This is a genomic window from Pseudomonas sp. MPR-R2A5, assembly GCF_058793055.1.
The window spans coordinates 82,740-98,176 of record NZ_JBXAFK010000021.1; the positions used below are offsets into that span (position 1 = coordinate 82,740).

Below are 15,437 nucleotides of genomic sequence, written 5' to 3' on the forward strand. Positions count from 1 at the left end.
GCACCTCATGCGGCGGCTGCGAGGCTATTGCGGTAGCCCTGCAGGAATTGATTGAGGTTTTCAGCCAACATTGCGTAGGCGCGCTGGTTGTCGGCGGGCAGGGTGAGTAGGCAGCCGGCGTCGTCGTCGATTTCGAGCTTGGCGATATAGCCGCCGCGTGGGTTGCGCTGGATCTGGAGCGAGGGCTCCAGTTCGTCAGCGATCAGATGGTAAATGCCGCGCCCACGTCGGATAGCCAGACGTAGGGTGGCCTCTATATCGCTGACAGCTTCATGCTCATCTACGTCGGGCACCCCGGTAGGGCTGCGGCCGTTGGCGATACCTTCGATAAAGCTCGCAACGCGCGTGGCGTTGTTTTTGCGGTTCTTATCGAGGGTGACTGACGTATTGAGCGTCCCGCAGATGCGCACCATCACCGTGATGCCGGCGGTGCACTGTTCAATCTCGACCTGAGCCGCTACGGATTGGCAGCCATCACACGAATGCAGGGTGTGATTGAACGTGCCGCTAAGGTTTACCTGGGCCTGGAGGCGAATATAGGCGGCGGCGTTGAGAGATAGTGTGCTCATGCTGCACGCCCTCCATCGTCTGGATTGAAGGGGGTCGGGGTAGGGGTGGTGGTTGATTTGCGTTTGGTGGGGGCGAAGGCGCAGCCGTAGATTATGGCTAGGCGGCGCACCTCGAAAACGCGGCTTTCTGGGCACGTTGGGAGTACGTGCAAGGTTGCGGTTTGCATGGGAATTGCCTCGCTCTGTGGTAGGGAGTGAGGCAAATATCACGCACCGTGCTTATCCGTGTCAATACGTTCCGTGCTTAAATTTCGTCTGCGCTGTGCAAAAACCGTGATGACTTGAGAATTCCGCCAACTAAGTGAATTTCGAGAACGTCTTGTTCTGGGACGTGAACGGACTCGTGTTCAGCATTCACGCTGTCTAGCCTGTACATTCCGTCGCGAAGGTAGATGAACTCTTTAATCATTGTTCGGCCTGCCGAGGTGCGGACCATTACCTCGTCGCCGCTGTAAAAGCTTTTGTTGGGTTCAATTAACACAAATTCGCCGTTTTTAATGCGCGGCAGCATGCTGTCGCCTGTCACTTTCAGACCGTAAGCGTCGGGGTCATCGCTATGGATATTTAGGTAGCCATCACCATGGCCTGGTGGGAAATCCAGAGCTTCAAAATAGCCTGCATTGCCAAGCTGAGCGTTTCCTATTACTGGCACTTTCCCTTCCTTGGCCCATCCGACACGGCTGCTGACGGGCTGGCCTTTATCTTTAGATCGTCCGAAATCCCTGACAAGGCTGTCTTCGGATCGAACTCTGCCTTGAATAGCATCTGGGAATGCATTGATTTCGGATCGATCGCGTCCAGCCACTAAGTCTGGGAATGGCACCCCTAGCGCAATTGCTAATTTCTCTAAATCTTGAAGGTTTGGCTCACGGGTTCCCCTTTCATAATTGCCAATTCGAGATTGGGATTCCCATCCACAGGCGAAGGCAAGAGACTGCTGGCTCATACCTTTCGCTTTCCTAAGTCGTTTGATGCGATTGCCTAATGTGTTCATGTGCTTTTTTTATCACTTCTTGAAATATTTCATTCTTACTTTTCGTGTTGAACATTTCACGTTATGTGCTTATTATCGGCGTGACTCAATGGAGGCCATGGTATGAATCGTATTGCTGAGTATCGGGAGCGGGCAGGAATCAAGCAGCGGGAACTAGTTGCTGCGTTAGGGTGGACCCAGACTCGTGTGAGCAATTATGAGGCTGGCCGTCGTACCGCTGGCCTTGCTGAATGCCGCGCCATCATCCACGCGCTAAACAAGCTTGGTTCTGTTTGCTCGCTAGATGAGGTTTTCCCTCCAGCGCAGGAAATAGCGAGCGCGGCTTAGAAAAAAGGCGACCTAAAGGCCGCCCAGTTCCTCCCGGCACACACCACCACAGTGCTGTCGGGGTCGCGATAAAGGTAGGCGGGCAAACCACATGCAAACCGCCTCTCTTTACCGCGCTGCCAAGGCACGGACGCCTTGGGTTGCCTGCTAACCCACCACGGTCTGCAGGCTGTAACGGCAAGGTACATGCGGAGCGTGTGCCTTGCCATTGGGGTGCAGCCGGAGTTTCTACCACAGAGCGCCCGGCTGCATGCGACCACCTGTGAGTGATCACGGCGCAACTGTATCAAACAGGCACGCGGCGGTCACTGGCAGAGTTTTTGGAGTTTTGCCATGAACCGTAAACAGTTCAATTCCATTGAGCGCGCACGGCGTTCGCTCTTGACTCTACCGCAAGCTTTGCTCCACGCCGCACGCGATTATCCCGGCGGTGCCACAGCCATTGCAGCTATCGACGGCGGCAACGCCACCACGCTCAATCATAAACTGAGCCTGACCAACACCAGTCACACGCCTAATATTGGCGATCTTGAATTGGTGCTGGATGCCACGCGCGATCCGCGCATCGTAGATGCGTTATTGCATCCCATCGGTTGGGTGGGAATCGACGTTTCCGAGTTGAGCGATACCGACACAGCGCAGTCGCTAATGGCTTGCATTGGTGAGTTGCTTTCCCGCGAGGGGCAGTTGGCCACACATGTATCGACCTCATTGACCGATGACAAACTGGACGATGACGAGCTGGCTGAGTTTGAACTGCTGGCCGAACGCATGGTGCAGGCGGTTTTCAAATTGCGCGCGGTGCTCCGCAAGAAACACACGGAGGATCTGACCTATGTCTGACAATGCAGATGTTGCTGATAAGGTCATTGCTCTTAATCTCGCAGTGGCCATTGCCGCGCGACCTACTGCCAATCCAGGCCAATGTACGCTCAAGTGCGTGGACTGCGAGGATGTCATCCAAGAGGCCCGACGGTTGGCAATGCTTGATCGCGGCTGTACGCGCTGTACTGACTGCCAGGAGCTGGCAGACCGGCGTGAGGTACGGGCATGACTAATCACGAACTGCTCGATGATGTGTTGGCCCAGTTGCAGGACTACGGGCTTAAACCAGAAACCCCACTGGTGATTGGTAAGCGAACGCGTTGTGAGTGCGACGGTGATAAGGCCCCAGAGAAAACGGGCTGGTATGTGATCTATGAACATCTGACTGGCGGCAAGACACTGTATTGCGGTGCTTTTGGTGACTGGCGCCAGGGTGAGAAGGGAAGTTGGCAGAAGATCAAGGTCAAGGGTGGCCGGTTGAGCGCTGAGGATCGGGCGGTGATGCGGGCGCGAGCCGAGGAGGGCCAGCGTAAGGCGGCTGAGGCCGAAGCGCGCAAACATCGAACTGCCGCGCGCCGTGCTGCGGGTATGTGGAAGCATTTGGAGGTAAAGGGCCATTGCGCGTATCTGGATGCGAAGCGTGTGGCCGGGTTTGGCCTGCGTTATAAGCACAAATCAGGCTGTGCCCTTGTACCGATGCGCAGTGTAAAAACCTGGGAGGTGATCGGCCTGCAGGTGTTGTTCCCTGAGGTGCAGCCCAAGCTTGGGCGTAACAAGACCTATTGGCCGGCGGGCTTGGAGAAAGAGGGAGCAGTGCATTTGATCGGCCCTGAACCTGAACCTGGCGATGTGATTCTTGTGTGCGAGGGGTACGCGACCGGCGCGAGCCTGCATATGGCCACCGCACTGACCGTGGCGGTGTGCTTCGATGCTGGCAATCTGTTGCCGGTGGCACAGGGTTTGCGGGTGCGCTATCCCGGTCGCCCGCTGCTGTTCTGTGCCGATGATGATTGGAAAACCCAAGTGCAGGGTAAACCGTTCAACACGGGCAAGGTGAAGGCGGGGAACGCGGCGGTGGTCGTTGGTGGTCAGGTGGTGTTGCCGATCTTCGATAACGACCGCGAGGTTGGTTGGACGGATTTTAATGACCTGCACTGTGCAGAGGGGTTAGATGCGGTGCGCCGCCAGGTGTTGGCGCTGGTGAGGCCGGCGACGGATGCTGGATGGCATGAAAAGCTGCTGCGGTCTGCTAAGGGTGGAATTCTGGCGCACCCTTATAACGTCGGATTGATTCTGGGTAATGACTCGCGCTGGGGCGGGGTGATTGCGTGGGATTCGTTCGCGTCGAAAATTATCAAGGCGCGCACGCCTCCGTTTGGTGGCAGTGCAGGTGACTGGGAGGATATCGACGATATCAAGGTGATGATGTGGCTGGCCGAGGTTTACGGGTTGTCTGTGAAGTCGCCGAATGTGTTTGAGGCGGTGAACTCTGTTGCGCATGACAATGCCTTTCATCCGGTGCGCGATTATCTGGATGGGTTGGTGTGGGATGGTGCACCGCGACTGGATAGGTGGCTACAGGATCGGCTGGGCGTTGCGGATAGTGAGTATACCCGCAAGGTGGGTAAGCGTTGGTTGCTGTCTGCCGTGGCACGGGTGTTCCGGCCAGGCTGTAAGGTTGATGTGATGCTCATTCTGGAGGGGTTGCAGGGTGAGGGTAAGTCGACGGCTGCCGGCGTGCTTGCCGGCAAGTGGTTTATGGACACGGCATTCGATATGAGCAGCAAGGATGCGTATCAGGCGATCCGGGGTAAGTGGATCATTGAGATGGCGGAGCTGGATGCGCTTAATAAGTCCGATACGACGAAGGCCAAGCAATTCGTTTCATCGGCTACGGACCATTACCGAGAGAGCTATGGACGACGGCATTTGAGTGTGCCGCGCCAGAGCGTATTTATCGGCACCACGAACCAGGATGAGTACCTGAAGGATGACACGGGCAACCGCCGTTATTGGCCGGTGACGTGTACGAAGGTGGATCTGGATGGCCTGCGGGCCGATCGTGATCAACTCTGGGCCGAGGCGGTAGCCTGTTTTCGCGCGGGAGATATTTGGTGGGCCGAGCGTGAAGAGAACGAACTGTTTGCGGCTGAGCAGGATAAGCGCTTCCAGGCGGATATGTGGGAAGAACCAGTGGTTCACTACCTGGCAGCCAAGCATCTCGGCGAAACGGTGACGGGCGCGCACTTGTTGCAGCATGCGCTGAATATCGACCCCAGCCACTGGGGCAAGCCTGAGCAGATGCGGATCGGTAAGATTATGCACCGACTTAAATGGCCGCGCCGACGCCGGACTAGTGGCCCTGGTGGGGTGCGTGGTTATGAGTATTTGAAGCCGGCCGAGTGGAAGCGCGGGATGGTCGAGCCCAGGCAGGAGACTGCATTTTGATCCCTGAAATGGATGAGATGTTGAAGTTGTGGGCGCTCGATATGCATGGATGTGGAGGTGCAAATGGATCTGCTAGCACCATGTTGGGCCAGTTGATGGATTGCAAGGGAGAACTGATTCGTGGCACACGCGGTGGTTCGAGGATGCTGCTGCCATGGAGTGCGGACATTGAGGTGATAGTAAACAAGCATCTGTCTTGGCAACTGGAGCAGGTGGTGTACGAGCAATACCTAAACCGTGAGAGCGCAGAGCGTCAGAAGTGGGCGCATTGCGGATGCGGGCGTACGCAGTACTATGAGCGCTTGCATGCTGCCCATCTGGAGATCGCAGGTATGTTGCTGGAGCGCGCAGCGTGATCATGCTGTTTGTCCGGCCTGGCCTACTGGTGTTATTGCTGGTGGAGCAGGCGCAGACCGCGCCAATCGGGGCTTTGACCTTCCGTCCCACCTTTTCCGGGATTTCCCCGCGTAGTGCGCGTACCTACGCGCACGCGCATCACGCGCAGCGTTTATTAATCTCTCTCTATACGGGGGAAAAGGTAATAAATAGTAGGACGGTAGGTCAGCGCTTTGATTCTTGGGCGCTGCAAGTGGCGCACTTGTCTTTAGTTATGTGGGGCTGGTCGGTCACTGCCCTGCGGGGCGGTAGCCAGTTACGTTATATGTCCGCTGATTGCCGTTGATTTCCGGTACGTGTCCGTTGATTGCCGTTGATTGCCGCTGATGGCCGTTGATTGCGGGGTGGCAGCGTTAAACGCTTGCTGCCACCGGACTGGAGGGGTATAAATCAGCCATGTTCAAAGAGGTACGCAACCAGCGACCTCACCACAAACCCGGCCCTCGCGCCGGGTTTTCGCGTTTATGAGGCCGGGAAATGACGAACGAACAGCAAGCGCTGGCAGAAATGCCGATCTGGTTAGTGATCGTCCTGGCCCTGGTGGGCGGTGTGTCGGGCGAGATGTGGCGCGCGGACAAAGAAGGGGCGCGGGGTTGGGCGCTGATTCGGCGGCTAGCCCTTCGGTCCGGCGCCTGCGTGGTATGCGGAGTGTCAGCGATCATGCTGCTGTACGCGGCGGGCATGTCGATCTGGACCTCTGGCGCACTTGGATGCCTGACAGCAATGGCGGGCGCAGATGTTGCGATCGGGTTGTATGAGCGTTGGGCTGCCAAGCGACTTGGCGTGCGTGAGGTTTCTGCCGATGTCCAGTCAGAGCAATGAACGTCGCGGCAGTAGCACGGAGCGCGGTTACGGGTACAAGTGGCAGAAGTCCCGCGATGGACATCTGCGGGAGAACCCCTACTGCACGATGTGTTCGACTGATCAGCGGCCCGTCGCGGCAACAGTCGTCGACCACAAGATTGCGCCCAGGCTCAAGGACGCCAAGGACAGTGGTGATCCGGTGCGGCTCAAGGCGGCATGGAAGCTGTTCTGGAACCCGGCGAACTGGGCGAGCCTCTGCAAGTTCTGTCACGACTCGACCAAGCAGCGGATGGAGCGGACCGGCACGGTCCCAGGCTGCAACCCTGACGGTCGCCCCGTGGATCCCGGCCATCACTGGAACCGGTGACCAGGGGGTGAAAATGCACCAAAAAATGGCACTCCCCAGGGTAGGGGGGGGGAAAACTTTTTCCGGGATTCGTTCTAGACCGCTCGCCCCCCTCCGTGCGCAACGTCGGGATAAATGAGGGAGGGGGGGTATCAACAGGTAGGGGTTATTTTTATGGCCGGAAACGGAAATTCGGGGCGCCCTGGGAAACCAGCGGCGCTCAAACTGCTGCAGGGAAATCGTGGTCGGGAAAATATCAGCGACCTGCTGGCCGAAGTCACGGCGCCGTCGGTTCCGGTCGGCGCCCCGCCCATGCCCGATGTGCTGTCTGCCGAGGCCATTGCTGAGTGGGAGCAACTGGTCCCTGCGCTGATTTCGTTGGGCATCGTTTCGCAGCTGGATGCTATGGCGCTGGCCACCTACTGCCAGGCTACCGCTGATTGGCGCCGCTATCAGCGCTTGATCGCGAAGCGCAACGAAGCCTCCGATGATGACCTGGGCGGCGAAATCCAGACGTTCAAAACCGGCGCCCAGCAAATGCACGTACTTCGCCAGCTTGCGAATGACGCGGAAAAACGCGCCAACACCGCTGGCGCGCAGTTCGGTCTGTCGCCCGTGTCCCGACGTAACCTGAAAACGTCGGCGGCGCCGCAAGGTGAGCTATTCCCCAATGACCAACGAGACGCTGCAGACAAGTACTTCAACTGATGATCGCATCAGCGCGTTCGCCCTGGCGGTGTTGTCCGGTGAGACAGTCGCCGGCCCTGATGTCCGCAACGCCTGTAAGCGGCATCTGCTTGACCTTGAGCACGGGCCCTCTCGCGGCCTGATCTGGGATCTGGCGAAGGCCAACCGAGCCATCGGTTTTTTTGAAGAGGTGCTTTGCCTCAACGGTGGCGACTACGAAGGCATGCCCTTCCTGTTGGCCCCGTGGCAAGCGTTCGTCATCGGCAGCTTGTTCGGCTGGATGACGGTAGATGGGTTCCGGCGTTTCCGTCTGGGCTACATCGAAACCGGCAAAGGTTCGGGCAAAAGCCCGCTGGTAGCCGGGATCGGCCTTTACGGCCTGGTATCCGATGGTGAACAGCGGGCCGAGATCTATGCCGCTGCGACCAAACGCGACCAGGCGATGATCTTGTTTCGTGATGCCGTGTCGATGGTCGACATGTCGAAAAAGCTCAGCTCACGCCTGGTCCAGTCGGGCCGGGACGAAAAAGTCTGGAACCTGTTTTACCCCAACACCAACTCCTTCTTCAGGCCAATCAGTGCCGACGAAGGCAAGTCAGGACCACGGCCACACATCGGTTTGCTGGATGAGGTGCACGAACACAAAACTGCCGCCACCGTGAACATGATGCGCGCCGGTACCAAGAACCGGCGCAAGGCCATGGTGGTGATGATTACCAACAGTGGCTCCGACAAGAAAACTGTCTGCGGTCAGTATCACGACCTAGGCGTGCGGATCTGCGCGGGCATTGAGGATGACGACAGTTTCTTCGCCTTCATCTGCTCGCTTGATGAGGGTGACGATCCGTTCAGGGACGAGAGTTGCTGGGCGAAGGTTAACCCCTCGCTTGACCACATCGCAGCAGGGCAGACCGATGGCATCCCTGGTCGCAAGTACCTGCGCGAGCAGGTGAAGGCCGCACGGGGGTTGCCGGCTCAAGAGTCGGTAGTGCGCCGCCTGAACTTCTGCGAATGGACCCAGGCCGATGCGCCGTGGATTTCCTGGGCGGTTTGGAAACAGGCAGAAGAGCGCGTGCCGATGCGCATGTTGCGCAACCGCCGGTGCGTTGGCGGACTGGATTTGGCGAGCACCACGGACTTGACGGCATTCGTTCTGTTGTTCTGGCCGGCACCGCACGATCCGCACTGGCGGTTGTTGCCGTACTTCTGGATCCCAGACGATGACCTGCAAGGGCGGGAGGATCGCGACAAGGTGCCTTATGCCATGTGGGTCAAGGCCAAACACCTTGAAACCACACCAGGCCGGGCGATCAGCAAGCTGCATGTGTTGCGGCGCCTGGTGACGATCACCGCCTACTTTGGCGTTGAGCGCATCGCGTATGACCGCTGGCGGATCGAAGACTTGCTGCAACTGATGTCCGAGTACGACATCACGTTGCCTGAGATGGTGGGGTTCGGTCAGGGCTACAAGGACATGGGCCCAGCGGTTGATGAGTTCGAACGGCGTCTATTGGGCGTGGCCCCTGAGCAAGAGGGCGAGGGCGTGATTGACCTCGATCCTAGTGAGTGGGAGCTCGTCGAAAGCGAGACAGTCGAAACGCTGCGGCATGACGGTAATCCTGTGATGACGTGGAACGCCGGCAACGCGGTGATCGTTTCCGACCCAGCCAACAACCGCAAGGCTGATAAGGCCAAGGCCACGGGCCGCATTGACGGCATCGTCGCCGCCATTATGGCCACCGGCATCAGCGGTAAAGCCGCCGGCGCCGGTGGCACATCCATCTACGACGAAGGGGTCGGTATATGAAATTGGTCATCCTGTCCTGGCTGTCCGGCCTGCTGGGTTTCTGCCTGCTGGTCGGTGGTGTGGCGATGGTCTACGTGCCCGCCGCTTGCGTCGTTGCGGGTGTCGGGCTTATGGCGTGGTCCTGGCTCGCAGATCGCGCAGCTGCTGCAATGCAATCCAAACCCAAAGGAGGTTGAGCATGTTCTTTTCAAGCGTGCTCGGCGAAGGGCGCGGCAACCTCACGGAAACGGGGAGCGGTTTCTGGCGCGGCCTGATCGGCAGTGGGCGCAACAGCTCCGGGGTGAGGGTCACCCCGGAGTCGGCGTTGGGTTTGCCTATCCTGCAGAACTGCGTCACGTTGCTGGCCGAAACCATGGGCCAGTTGCCTTGTGAGATGTACAAGCGGCTGGACAAAGGCCAGCGCGAAGCGGCGATCAACCACCCGGCGTATGACGTGCTGCGGTACCAGCCGAACGGATTTCAGACTCCGTACGAGTTCATGGAGTGCATGCAAGGCGCCGCCGGCTTGCGTGGCAATGGCTACAGCTTCATTGACCGGCGCGACGACGGCAATATTGTGGCGCTCTGGCCGCTGTGCAACGACAAGGTGCAGGTGCTCAAGGGCGGCGATATGTTGCCGTACTACCGGATCGGGGGCGGAGAAGCGCTGCCGATGCGCATGGTTCACCATGTGCGGTGGTTCAGCACTAACCATTATGTTGGCCTGTCGCCGATTGAGGTGCACGCTGATTCGCTGGGACTGGCCCAAGCCGTCAGACAGTACACAGGCAAGAGCTTCGCCAACGGTGTAACGGTCTCCGGTGTGATCGAGCGGCCACGTGAAGCTCCCGCGATCAAGGATCAGGGCAGCATCGACAAGATCGTCGACCAATGGGGTCAGAAGTTCAGTGGCATAGACAACGCTAAGAAGGTTGCGATGCTGCAAGAGGGCATGACCTTCAAGCCCGTCTCGATGAACAACGTTGATGCCGAGGTACTGGGGATCCTCAAGACCACCGGCACCGATATCGCCCGGATATACAAGATCCCGCTGCCTATGGTCAACGACCTGGAGAAGTCCAACTACAACACCCTTGAGCAACTGATGATTCAGTTCGTGGTGTTCGCGTTGCTTCCGTGGGTCAAGCGCCATGAGCAGTCGATGATGCGCGACTTCCTGTTGCCTACCGATCGGCGCAACTACTTCATCGAATTCAACCTGTCCGGGTTGCTGCGTGGTGATCAGAAGAGCCGCTATGAAGCCTATGCGATTGGGCGGCAGTGGGGTTGGCTGAGTGCCAATGACATCCGGCGTTTGGAAAACATGCCGCCGGTACCTGGCGGTGACATCTACATGCAGCCGCTGAATATGGTTGATGCTGGCAAGAGCGGCGGCGACTTGACCAACCCTGCTGTGCGCGCGCAACTCGAAATGCAGCACGCTGAAATTGAGAGGATTCTGGCGCAATGAAAAATTACCTTCGAGCCTCCAGCCTGCTGTTCAATCAGCCGCTGTTGGTGATGCCTGATATGTTGGACCTGGGCGTTCGCTGGGCCAACCAGGTGATGAGCTTGAATATCGTCAACATCGGCGCCCAGGGGGCTCCCGGCCTGTGGTCGGATGACGGTATGGACCGCATCGCCCAGCGTGAAGAAGAGCGTCGAACTGCGATCGCCCGCACTGGTATCGAGGTGATTCCGGTCAGTGGCGTGTTGGTCAGTCGTGGCAGCCATATCGGCATGTGCGAGACGATGACCAGCTATGAACAGCTGCGCAGCCAGATCCGCAACGCGGTTGCCGACCCGATGGTCGAGCGGATTGTGCTGGACATCGACAGTCCCGGCGGTTCCGCCGTGGGGGCTTTTGAGCTGGCAGCAGATATTCGCGCGATGTCCCAGCAGAAGCCCATCACCGGCATCGTGAACTTCATGGCCTACAGCGGCGGCTACCTGCTCGGCTCTGCCTGTAGCGAACTGGTGGTGAGCCAGACCAGCGGTGTCGGCTCCATCGGGGTTATCGCCAGTCACATGGACCGCTCCAAGATGGAGGAGGGCATGGGCGTCAAGGTGACCACGGTGTTTGCCGGAGCCCACAAAAATGACCTCAGCCCTCACGAGCCCTTGAGCGATCAGTCGCTTAAGTATCTCAATGACGTAGTGCAAGAGAGCTACCAGCTCTTTGCCAACGCCGTTTCCGAGTACCGGGGGATGTCCGTTCAACAGGTTATGGCGACGGAGGCCGGGCTTTATCGCGGTCAGGCAGGCATCAACGCCGGGCTCGCAGATCGACTGCAGAACCCGCAGCAGGCCGTTGATGACCTTTCCCATTCTGTTGCGGTAAGCCGAGCGAATCGCCAAGGCAGCCGTATCGCGGTTCGCGCTTCAGCGCTGAATCTTCAAACACTGATCTGACCGCGTTCGCGGCAGTCGTCATAGCCCGCCCTGTGCGGGTTTTTTAATGCCCAGGAGGCACCATGTCCCTTGTACTTCAATTGCGTAGCGAACGCGCCAAGCTGAATGAGCAAGTCCAGGCTCTGGCCAAGATCGAATCGGACGGCGGTGAATTGTCCGTCGAACAGCTGGCCCAGTTTGTTCAACTGGAAACCCAGATCAAAGATGTAACCGCAAAGATTACTCGCGCCGAAAGTGCAGAGCGTATCGCGGCAGAAACTGCGGTGCCTGTCGAGGAAAGCGCCCAGGGTAACAAAGGCTCCCCGACCCATGTGACCACGCATAGCGAACCCACCAAACCGGGTGTCGCGATGGCGCAGATGGTACGCCTGATGGTACAGGCCGGCGGTAATCAACAGGTTGCCGCCGAGATGGCCAAGACGGGCGGTTACGGTGCTGACGTTCACATGGCACTGTCTACCGTTACACCGGGCTCCGGCGGTGTGCTGGTGCCGGAGAATTTCAGCACCAGCGTTATCGAGTCGCTGCGACCCAAGTCTGTAGTGCGCAAGATGGGCGCAGTCAGCCTGCCGTTGAACAACGGTAACCTGACCATGCCCCGCGTGCTGGGCAACACGCAGGTGACCTACCTTGGCACCGAAGAAGACATTGCGATCACCGATATGCAGTTCGGTGACCTCAAGCTGTCCGCCAAGAAGGCGGCTGCGATCGTGCCGATCTCCAATGACCTGTTGGCGTATGCGGGCGTTAACCCGCGCATCGACTCCCAGGTCAGCAGCGATCTAGCGGTCAGCATGGGGCTGTCGGAAGATCTTCACTTCATCCGTGGTGCGGGTACCGGCTCGCTGCCGAAGGGCCTGCGCTACTGGGCCCTGCCTGGCAACGTGATGGGGGCGCCTGCTGGTGCAACGCTCGCCATTGTCGACCTGTACCTGGGCGGCATGATGCTGCGCCTGGAAGGGGCCAACGTGGACCTGGCTGGCTGTGGCTGGATCATGGCGCCACGCACCATCCGTTGGCTGCAATCGCTGCGCGATGGCAACGGCAACAAGGCGTACCCGGAAATTGATGCCGGTATGTTGAAGGGCTATCCAGTGGCACTGACCACTCAGGTACCGGTCAACCTGGGCGCCAACGGTAATGAGTCCGAGATCTACTTCGTGAACTTTGCTGATTGCTACATCGGTGAAGACACCACGCTGGCGATTGCGATCAGCACCGAGGCGTCCTACAAGGACGCCGCCGGTAACACGGTCAGCGCGTTCCAGCGCGACCAGACCCTGATCCGTGTGATCAGCAAACACGACTTCGGCCCGCGTCACGTCGAGTCGATTTCCGTGGGTACCGGTATCACTTGGGGCGCCGGTATGTAATTCCCGGCCCTGCCACTGGTGGGGCCAACTACTTGAGCAGGCAACAATATGACCGATATGAAAATTGTCACCTTCAAGAAGGAATGGCGCGGCTATGCGATCGGGGAAACCGCTGGTTTTGATCCTGCTGCTGCTGAAGCTCTGATTGAGGCGGGCCGGGCAAAGCTTTATGTGGAAAAGACTACCTCTGAAAAGGTGGTCACCCCCCCTACTGCCGCCGAAAAGGTGGTCACCCCGCGTACGGGTAAGAAAACCGGCGGCAAGAAGAATGCGGCCCAAGAGCCTGCTGAACAGCCTCCGGGGGGAAATCCGGAAGAAGAACCGCCAGAGCAGGCGCCGCAGGAACAGCAGGAAGAAGAGGAAACCGAAGACCCCGATGAGAAGCCTTAAATCATGGCCCGTCGAATTGGGTACATCGGTGATCCGGTCCTGACGCTTGCCCAGGTGGCGTTCCAGTGCCGTGTTGAGCCGGAGGACATGGCGCCGGAGCTGATCGAGCAAATCATCATCCCTGGCGTCACCGCTCAATGTGAGTCGAAAACGGGCGCGGCTATTCGGGGCGCTGTGTACGAGGAAGAGTGGCCAGCGGATCGGCAGGGTGGTGATGCACTGGATGTCGGCCAGGCGACCGAGATTGTTTCGGTGTTCGCCCGGCAGGCCAGTGGCAGTTGGGTGGAGCAGGTTGGCCCATTTGATCTGCGGCAGGGGCAGCGGGAAAGCTTTCTGCACTTCCCCGCAGTTCGGCCTGCTGGGCGGCTGCGCATCAGGTACAAGGCAGAGCTTGATATTGACCTGCATCCCGGCGTGCGCAACTGGCTGTTGATGGCGGCTGCGACGATCTACCGACACCCGGAGGTGTTTCTGGTCGCGCAGACGCTGGCCGAACTGCCCTCGACATTCCTTGATCACCTGGTGGCGGATATCACCGTTCCTCCGAGGTTCTGAATATGGCCATGCGCGAACCGAGTGCCGGCGAGTTGGACCGTCGCATCCTGGTGCGATTGCGGTCTGATATACCCGCCGAGGATCTGGGGCTAGATTCGGTGTTCACCGATCAGAAAAATCGGTGGGCAAAGATCGAGCCGGTTGGAACCGCAGTTTATGCAAACGGCGTTCAAACGGACGTGAAAGTCACCCACCGGATCATCTTTTATTTCTTGAAGGGCATGAGCGAGGCACATGAGGTCGTGCACGGTAATTCTATTTATCGGGTGCGCCGCGTTGCCGACATGAATGGTGCACGACGCTTCACGATATTGGAGGTTGAAGAGTTGGGTATCGTCAAAACCGGCGGAGGCATCTATGTCTAATTCGGCTTCTATAGACGGCTACTTGCACATTGAGGGTTACAACAACCTGCCGCGCGATATTTTCGATAAGCGAAAAATTCGTGCCGGGATGCGTAAGGCCGGGCGGTTGGTGATGCAAAAGGCCCAGATGAACCTGGCCCTGGCTCGCGGGGAGGAGGGATACCCCATCAACCGCACCGGGGCGACATTGGAGTCGATCACCTACAAGGTGTCCCGCTCGGGTTTCCTGGTGAAGGTTGCCCCTCATAAGACCAGCAGGATGGAAGAGTACTACCCGGCCTACCTGCACTACGGGGTGAAGAAAGGCTCACGGCTCGGCAAGTTGGCACCTGGTAAAGGCAAGGGTAAATCCAACCGGCGCGCCGCCGGCGCACGTGCAGCTGCTCTTGCTGCGCGGGCTGCAGGTGAATGGCGGATCAAACCCCGCGACAACTACATGGCCGACGCACTGCAGGACTCCAAGTCCGAAGTGCAAGCCATTCTCTCTGCGGCGTTCGCTGCGGCACTGAGCTGACCCCAGCCAGTATTTTTTGGCACCTATAACGCTGGAACACACGATGAAAATCAGTCTGATCGTCGCGCAGCTGCGTGCGTACTGTCCTGCCTTTTCCGCCAGGGTATCGGCGGGTATTGACTGGGATGCGGTGGCCAGTAGCGCAAAGCTGAGTCATCCCTCGGCCTACGTGATCGCCGCCGGTGACGACGCATCCGCCAACGATGTGGATAACGCCATACGCCAGGATATCACCGACCTGTTTGACGTGATCCTGGTGCTCGATAGCACCGATGAGCGCGGCCAAGAGGCTGCAGATCTGCTGCACGATTTGCGTGCGGGCCTATGGAAAGCGTTGGTGGGCTGGAAACCCGGCGCCGAGTACGACCCGATCGAGTACGGCGGTGGAAGTTTGATCTTTATCAACCGTGCCCGTGTTGTGTACCGCTTCAGCTTTGAGGCCGCGTTTCAACTGGGGCGCAATCGGGCATCCGAACCTGCTGAAACCTGGGAGGAGTGGAAGCTTGACGGCCTTCCGGCGTTTGAGGGCATGGACGTTGATGTCGATTTTATCGATCCCTCGGACCCCAACCTACAAACACCTGGCCCAGATGGCCGGATCGACGCGCAGTTTTCCGTAGACCTTCCCCAACCGTAAGAGGATTTC

20 protein-coding genes are annotated in these 15,437 nt (G+C 58.5%); 18 read left to right on the forward strand and 2 right to left on the reverse strand.

Annotation, left to right across the window (positions count from 1 at the left end; genetic code table 11):
- Positions 1-5 precede the first annotated feature (5 nt).
- Positions 6-569, reverse strand: a complete 564-nt coding sequence (locus AC1Q6I_RS16560) for a hypothetical protein (RefSeq protein ID WP_102643011.1) — start codon at positions 567-569, stop codon at positions 6-8.
- 244 nt (positions 570-813) lie between these two features.
- Complete coding sequence (locus tag AC1Q6I_RS16565; RefSeq protein WP_102643012.1) at positions 814-1,563, reverse strand: XRE family transcriptional regulator; 750 nt, start codon at positions 1,561-1,563, stop codon at positions 814-816.
- 102 nt (positions 1,564-1,665) lie between these two features.
- Between AC1Q6I_RS16565 and AC1Q6I_RS16570 the strand changes: the two genes are divergently transcribed.
- The 18 genes from AC1Q6I_RS16570 to AC1Q6I_RS16655 all read left to right on the forward strand — a co-directional run bounded on the left by AC1Q6I_RS16570 (position 1,666) and on the right by AC1Q6I_RS16655 (position 15,428).
- Entirely contained in the window at positions 1,666-1,890 is a 225-nt protein-coding gene (locus AC1Q6I_RS16570) for a helix-turn-helix transcriptional regulator (protein WP_102643013.1), read from the forward strand.
- A gap of 333 nt (positions 1,891-2,223) precedes the next feature.
- A complete protein-coding gene (locus AC1Q6I_RS16575; protein WP_102643014.1) occupies positions 2,224-2,733 on the forward strand; it encodes a phage regulatory CII family protein in 510 nt (169 codons plus the stop codon).
- A 222-nt stretch (positions 2,734-2,955) separates the two neighbouring features.
- On the forward strand, positions 2,956-5,163 hold the full coding sequence (locus tag AC1Q6I_RS16580) for a virulence-associated E family protein (RefSeq protein ID WP_173860583.1): 2,208 nt from the start codon (positions 2,956-2,958) through the stop codon (positions 5,161-5,163).
- Positions 5,160-5,519, forward strand: coding sequence for a PA0613 family protein (locus AC1Q6I_RS16585; protein WP_074847667.1), 360 nt, complete (start codon positions 5,160-5,162; stop codon positions 5,517-5,519). Before AC1Q6I_RS16580 ends, AC1Q6I_RS16585 begins: the two co-directional genes overlap by 4 nt.
- Complete coding sequence (locus tag AC1Q6I_RS16590) at positions 5,516-5,845, forward strand: hypothetical protein (protein WP_102643017.1); 330 nt, start codon at positions 5,516-5,518, stop codon at positions 5,843-5,845. Before AC1Q6I_RS16585 ends, AC1Q6I_RS16590 begins: the two co-directional genes overlap by 4 nt.
- A 191-nt stretch (positions 5,846-6,036) precedes the next feature.
- Entirely contained in the window at positions 6,037-6,381 is a 345-nt protein-coding gene (locus tag AC1Q6I_RS16595) for a phage holin family protein (RefSeq protein WP_074847665.1), read from the forward strand.
- An 88-nt stretch (positions 6,382-6,469) separates the two neighbouring features.
- Entirely contained in the window at positions 6,470-6,730 is a 261-nt protein-coding gene (locus AC1Q6I_RS16600) for an HNH endonuclease (protein WP_256584000.1), read from the forward strand.
- A 153-nt stretch (positions 6,731-6,883) separates the two neighbouring features.
- Entirely contained in the window at positions 6,884-7,417 is a 534-nt protein-coding gene (locus AC1Q6I_RS16605; RefSeq protein ID WP_102643019.1) for a phage terminase small subunit P27 family, read from the forward strand.
- Positions 7,380-9,203, forward strand: a complete 1,824-nt coding sequence (locus tag AC1Q6I_RS16610; protein WP_102643020.1) for a terminase large subunit — start codon at positions 7,380-7,382, stop codon at positions 9,201-9,203. Before AC1Q6I_RS16605 ends, AC1Q6I_RS16610 begins: the two co-directional genes overlap by 38 nt.
- Entirely contained in the window at positions 9,200-9,379 is a 180-nt protein-coding gene (locus AC1Q6I_RS16615; RefSeq protein WP_102643021.1) for a hypothetical protein, read from the forward strand. Before AC1Q6I_RS16610 ends, AC1Q6I_RS16615 begins: the two co-directional genes overlap by 4 nt.
- A gap of 2 nt (positions 9,380-9,381) precedes the next feature.
- Positions 9,382-10,653, forward strand: coding sequence for a phage portal protein (locus tag AC1Q6I_RS16620; protein ID WP_102643022.1), 1,272 nt, complete (start codon positions 9,382-9,384; stop codon positions 10,651-10,653).
- A complete protein-coding gene (locus AC1Q6I_RS16625) occupies positions 10,650-11,594 on the forward strand; it encodes a S49 family peptidase (protein WP_102643023.1) in 945 nt (314 codons plus the stop codon). Before AC1Q6I_RS16620 ends, AC1Q6I_RS16625 begins: the two co-directional genes overlap by 4 nt.
- A 62-nt stretch (positions 11,595-11,656) precedes the next feature.
- Complete coding sequence (locus AC1Q6I_RS16630) at positions 11,657-12,967, forward strand: phage major capsid protein (RefSeq protein WP_102643024.1); 1,311 nt, start codon at positions 11,657-11,659, stop codon at positions 12,965-12,967.
- 48 nt (positions 12,968-13,015) lie between these two features.
- Positions 13,016-13,357 (forward strand): hypothetical protein, encoded by a 342-nt coding sequence (locus AC1Q6I_RS16635; protein ID WP_102643025.1) that lies wholly within the window; start codon positions 13,016-13,018, stop codon positions 13,355-13,357.
- Positions 13,358-13,360: 3 nt separating this feature from the next.
- On the forward strand, positions 13,361-13,912 hold the full coding sequence (locus AC1Q6I_RS16640; RefSeq protein ID WP_102643026.1) for a hypothetical protein: 552 nt from the start codon (positions 13,361-13,363) through the stop codon (positions 13,910-13,912).
- A 2-nt stretch (positions 13,913-13,914) separates the two neighbouring features.
- Positions 13,915-14,277: a head-tail adaptor protein gene (locus AC1Q6I_RS16645; protein WP_102643027.1), complete on the forward strand. Its 363-nt coding sequence runs from the start codon at positions 13,915-13,917 to the stop codon at positions 14,275-14,277.
- Positions 14,270-14,791, forward strand: coding sequence for an HK97-gp10 family putative phage morphogenesis protein (locus AC1Q6I_RS16650; RefSeq protein ID WP_102643028.1), 522 nt, complete (start codon positions 14,270-14,272; stop codon positions 14,789-14,791). Before AC1Q6I_RS16645 ends, AC1Q6I_RS16650 begins: the two co-directional genes overlap by 8 nt.
- Positions 14,792-14,834: 43 nt before the next feature.
- Positions 14,835-15,428, forward strand: coding sequence for a phage tail terminator protein (locus AC1Q6I_RS16655; protein WP_102643029.1), 594 nt, complete (start codon positions 14,835-14,837; stop codon positions 15,426-15,428).
- Positions 15,429-15,437 lie beyond the last annotated feature (9 nt).

Excerpts from the sequence above, each read along its gene's own strand:
- AC1Q6I_RS16560 (WP_102643011.1), bottom strand. The coding sequence starts at position 569 with ATGAGCACACTATCTCTCAACGCCGCCGCCTATATTCGCCTCCAGGCC.
- AC1Q6I_RS16565 (WP_102643012.1), bottom strand. The coding sequence starts at position 1,563 with ATGAACACATTAGGCAATCGCATCAAACGACTTAGGAAAGCGAAAGGT.
- AC1Q6I_RS16570 (WP_102643013.1), top strand. The coding sequence starts at position 1,666 with ATGAATCGTATTGCTGAGTATCGGGAGCGGGCAGGAATCAAGCAGCGG.
- AC1Q6I_RS16575 (WP_102643014.1), top strand. The coding sequence starts at position 2,224 with ATGAACCGTAAACAGTTCAATTCCATTGAGCGCGCACGGCGTTCGCTC.
- AC1Q6I_RS16595 (WP_074847665.1), top strand. The coding sequence starts at position 6,037 with ATGACGAACGAACAGCAAGCGCTGGCAGAAATGCCGATCTGGTTAGTG.
- AC1Q6I_RS16600 (WP_256584000.1), top strand. The coding sequence starts at position 6,470 with ATGTGTTCGACTGATCAGCGGCCCGTCGCGGCAACAGTCGTCGACCAC.
- AC1Q6I_RS16605 (WP_102643019.1), top strand. The coding sequence starts at position 6,884 with ATGGCCGGAAACGGAAATTCGGGGCGCCCTGGGAAACCAGCGGCGCTC.
- AC1Q6I_RS16610 (WP_102643020.1), top strand. The coding sequence starts at position 7,380 with ATGACCAACGAGACGCTGCAGACAAGTACTTCAACTGATGATCGCATC.
- AC1Q6I_RS16615 (WP_102643021.1), top strand. The coding sequence starts at position 9,200 with ATGAAATTGGTCATCCTGTCCTGGCTGTCCGGCCTGCTGGGTTTCTGC.
- AC1Q6I_RS16620 (WP_102643022.1), top strand. The coding sequence starts at position 9,382 with ATGTTCTTTTCAAGCGTGCTCGGCGAAGGGCGCGGCAACCTCACGGAA.
- AC1Q6I_RS16625 (WP_102643023.1), top strand. The coding sequence starts at position 10,650 with ATGAAAAATTACCTTCGAGCCTCCAGCCTGCTGTTCAATCAGCCGCTG.
- AC1Q6I_RS16630 (WP_102643024.1), top strand. The coding sequence starts at position 11,657 with ATGTCCCTTGTACTTCAATTGCGTAGCGAACGCGCCAAGCTGAATGAG.
- AC1Q6I_RS16635 (WP_102643025.1), top strand. The coding sequence starts at position 13,016 with ATGACCGATATGAAAATTGTCACCTTCAAGAAGGAATGGCGCGGCTAT.
- AC1Q6I_RS16640 (WP_102643026.1), top strand. The coding sequence starts at position 13,361 with ATGGCCCGTCGAATTGGGTACATCGGTGATCCGGTCCTGACGCTTGCC.
- AC1Q6I_RS16645 (WP_102643027.1), top strand. The coding sequence starts at position 13,915 with ATGGCCATGCGCGAACCGAGTGCCGGCGAGTTGGACCGTCGCATCCTG.
- AC1Q6I_RS16650 (WP_102643028.1), top strand. The coding sequence starts at position 14,270 with ATGTCTAATTCGGCTTCTATAGACGGCTACTTGCACATTGAGGGTTAC.
- AC1Q6I_RS16655 (WP_102643029.1), top strand. The coding sequence starts at position 14,835 with ATGAAAATCAGTCTGATCGTCGCGCAGCTGCGTGCGTACTGTCCTGCC.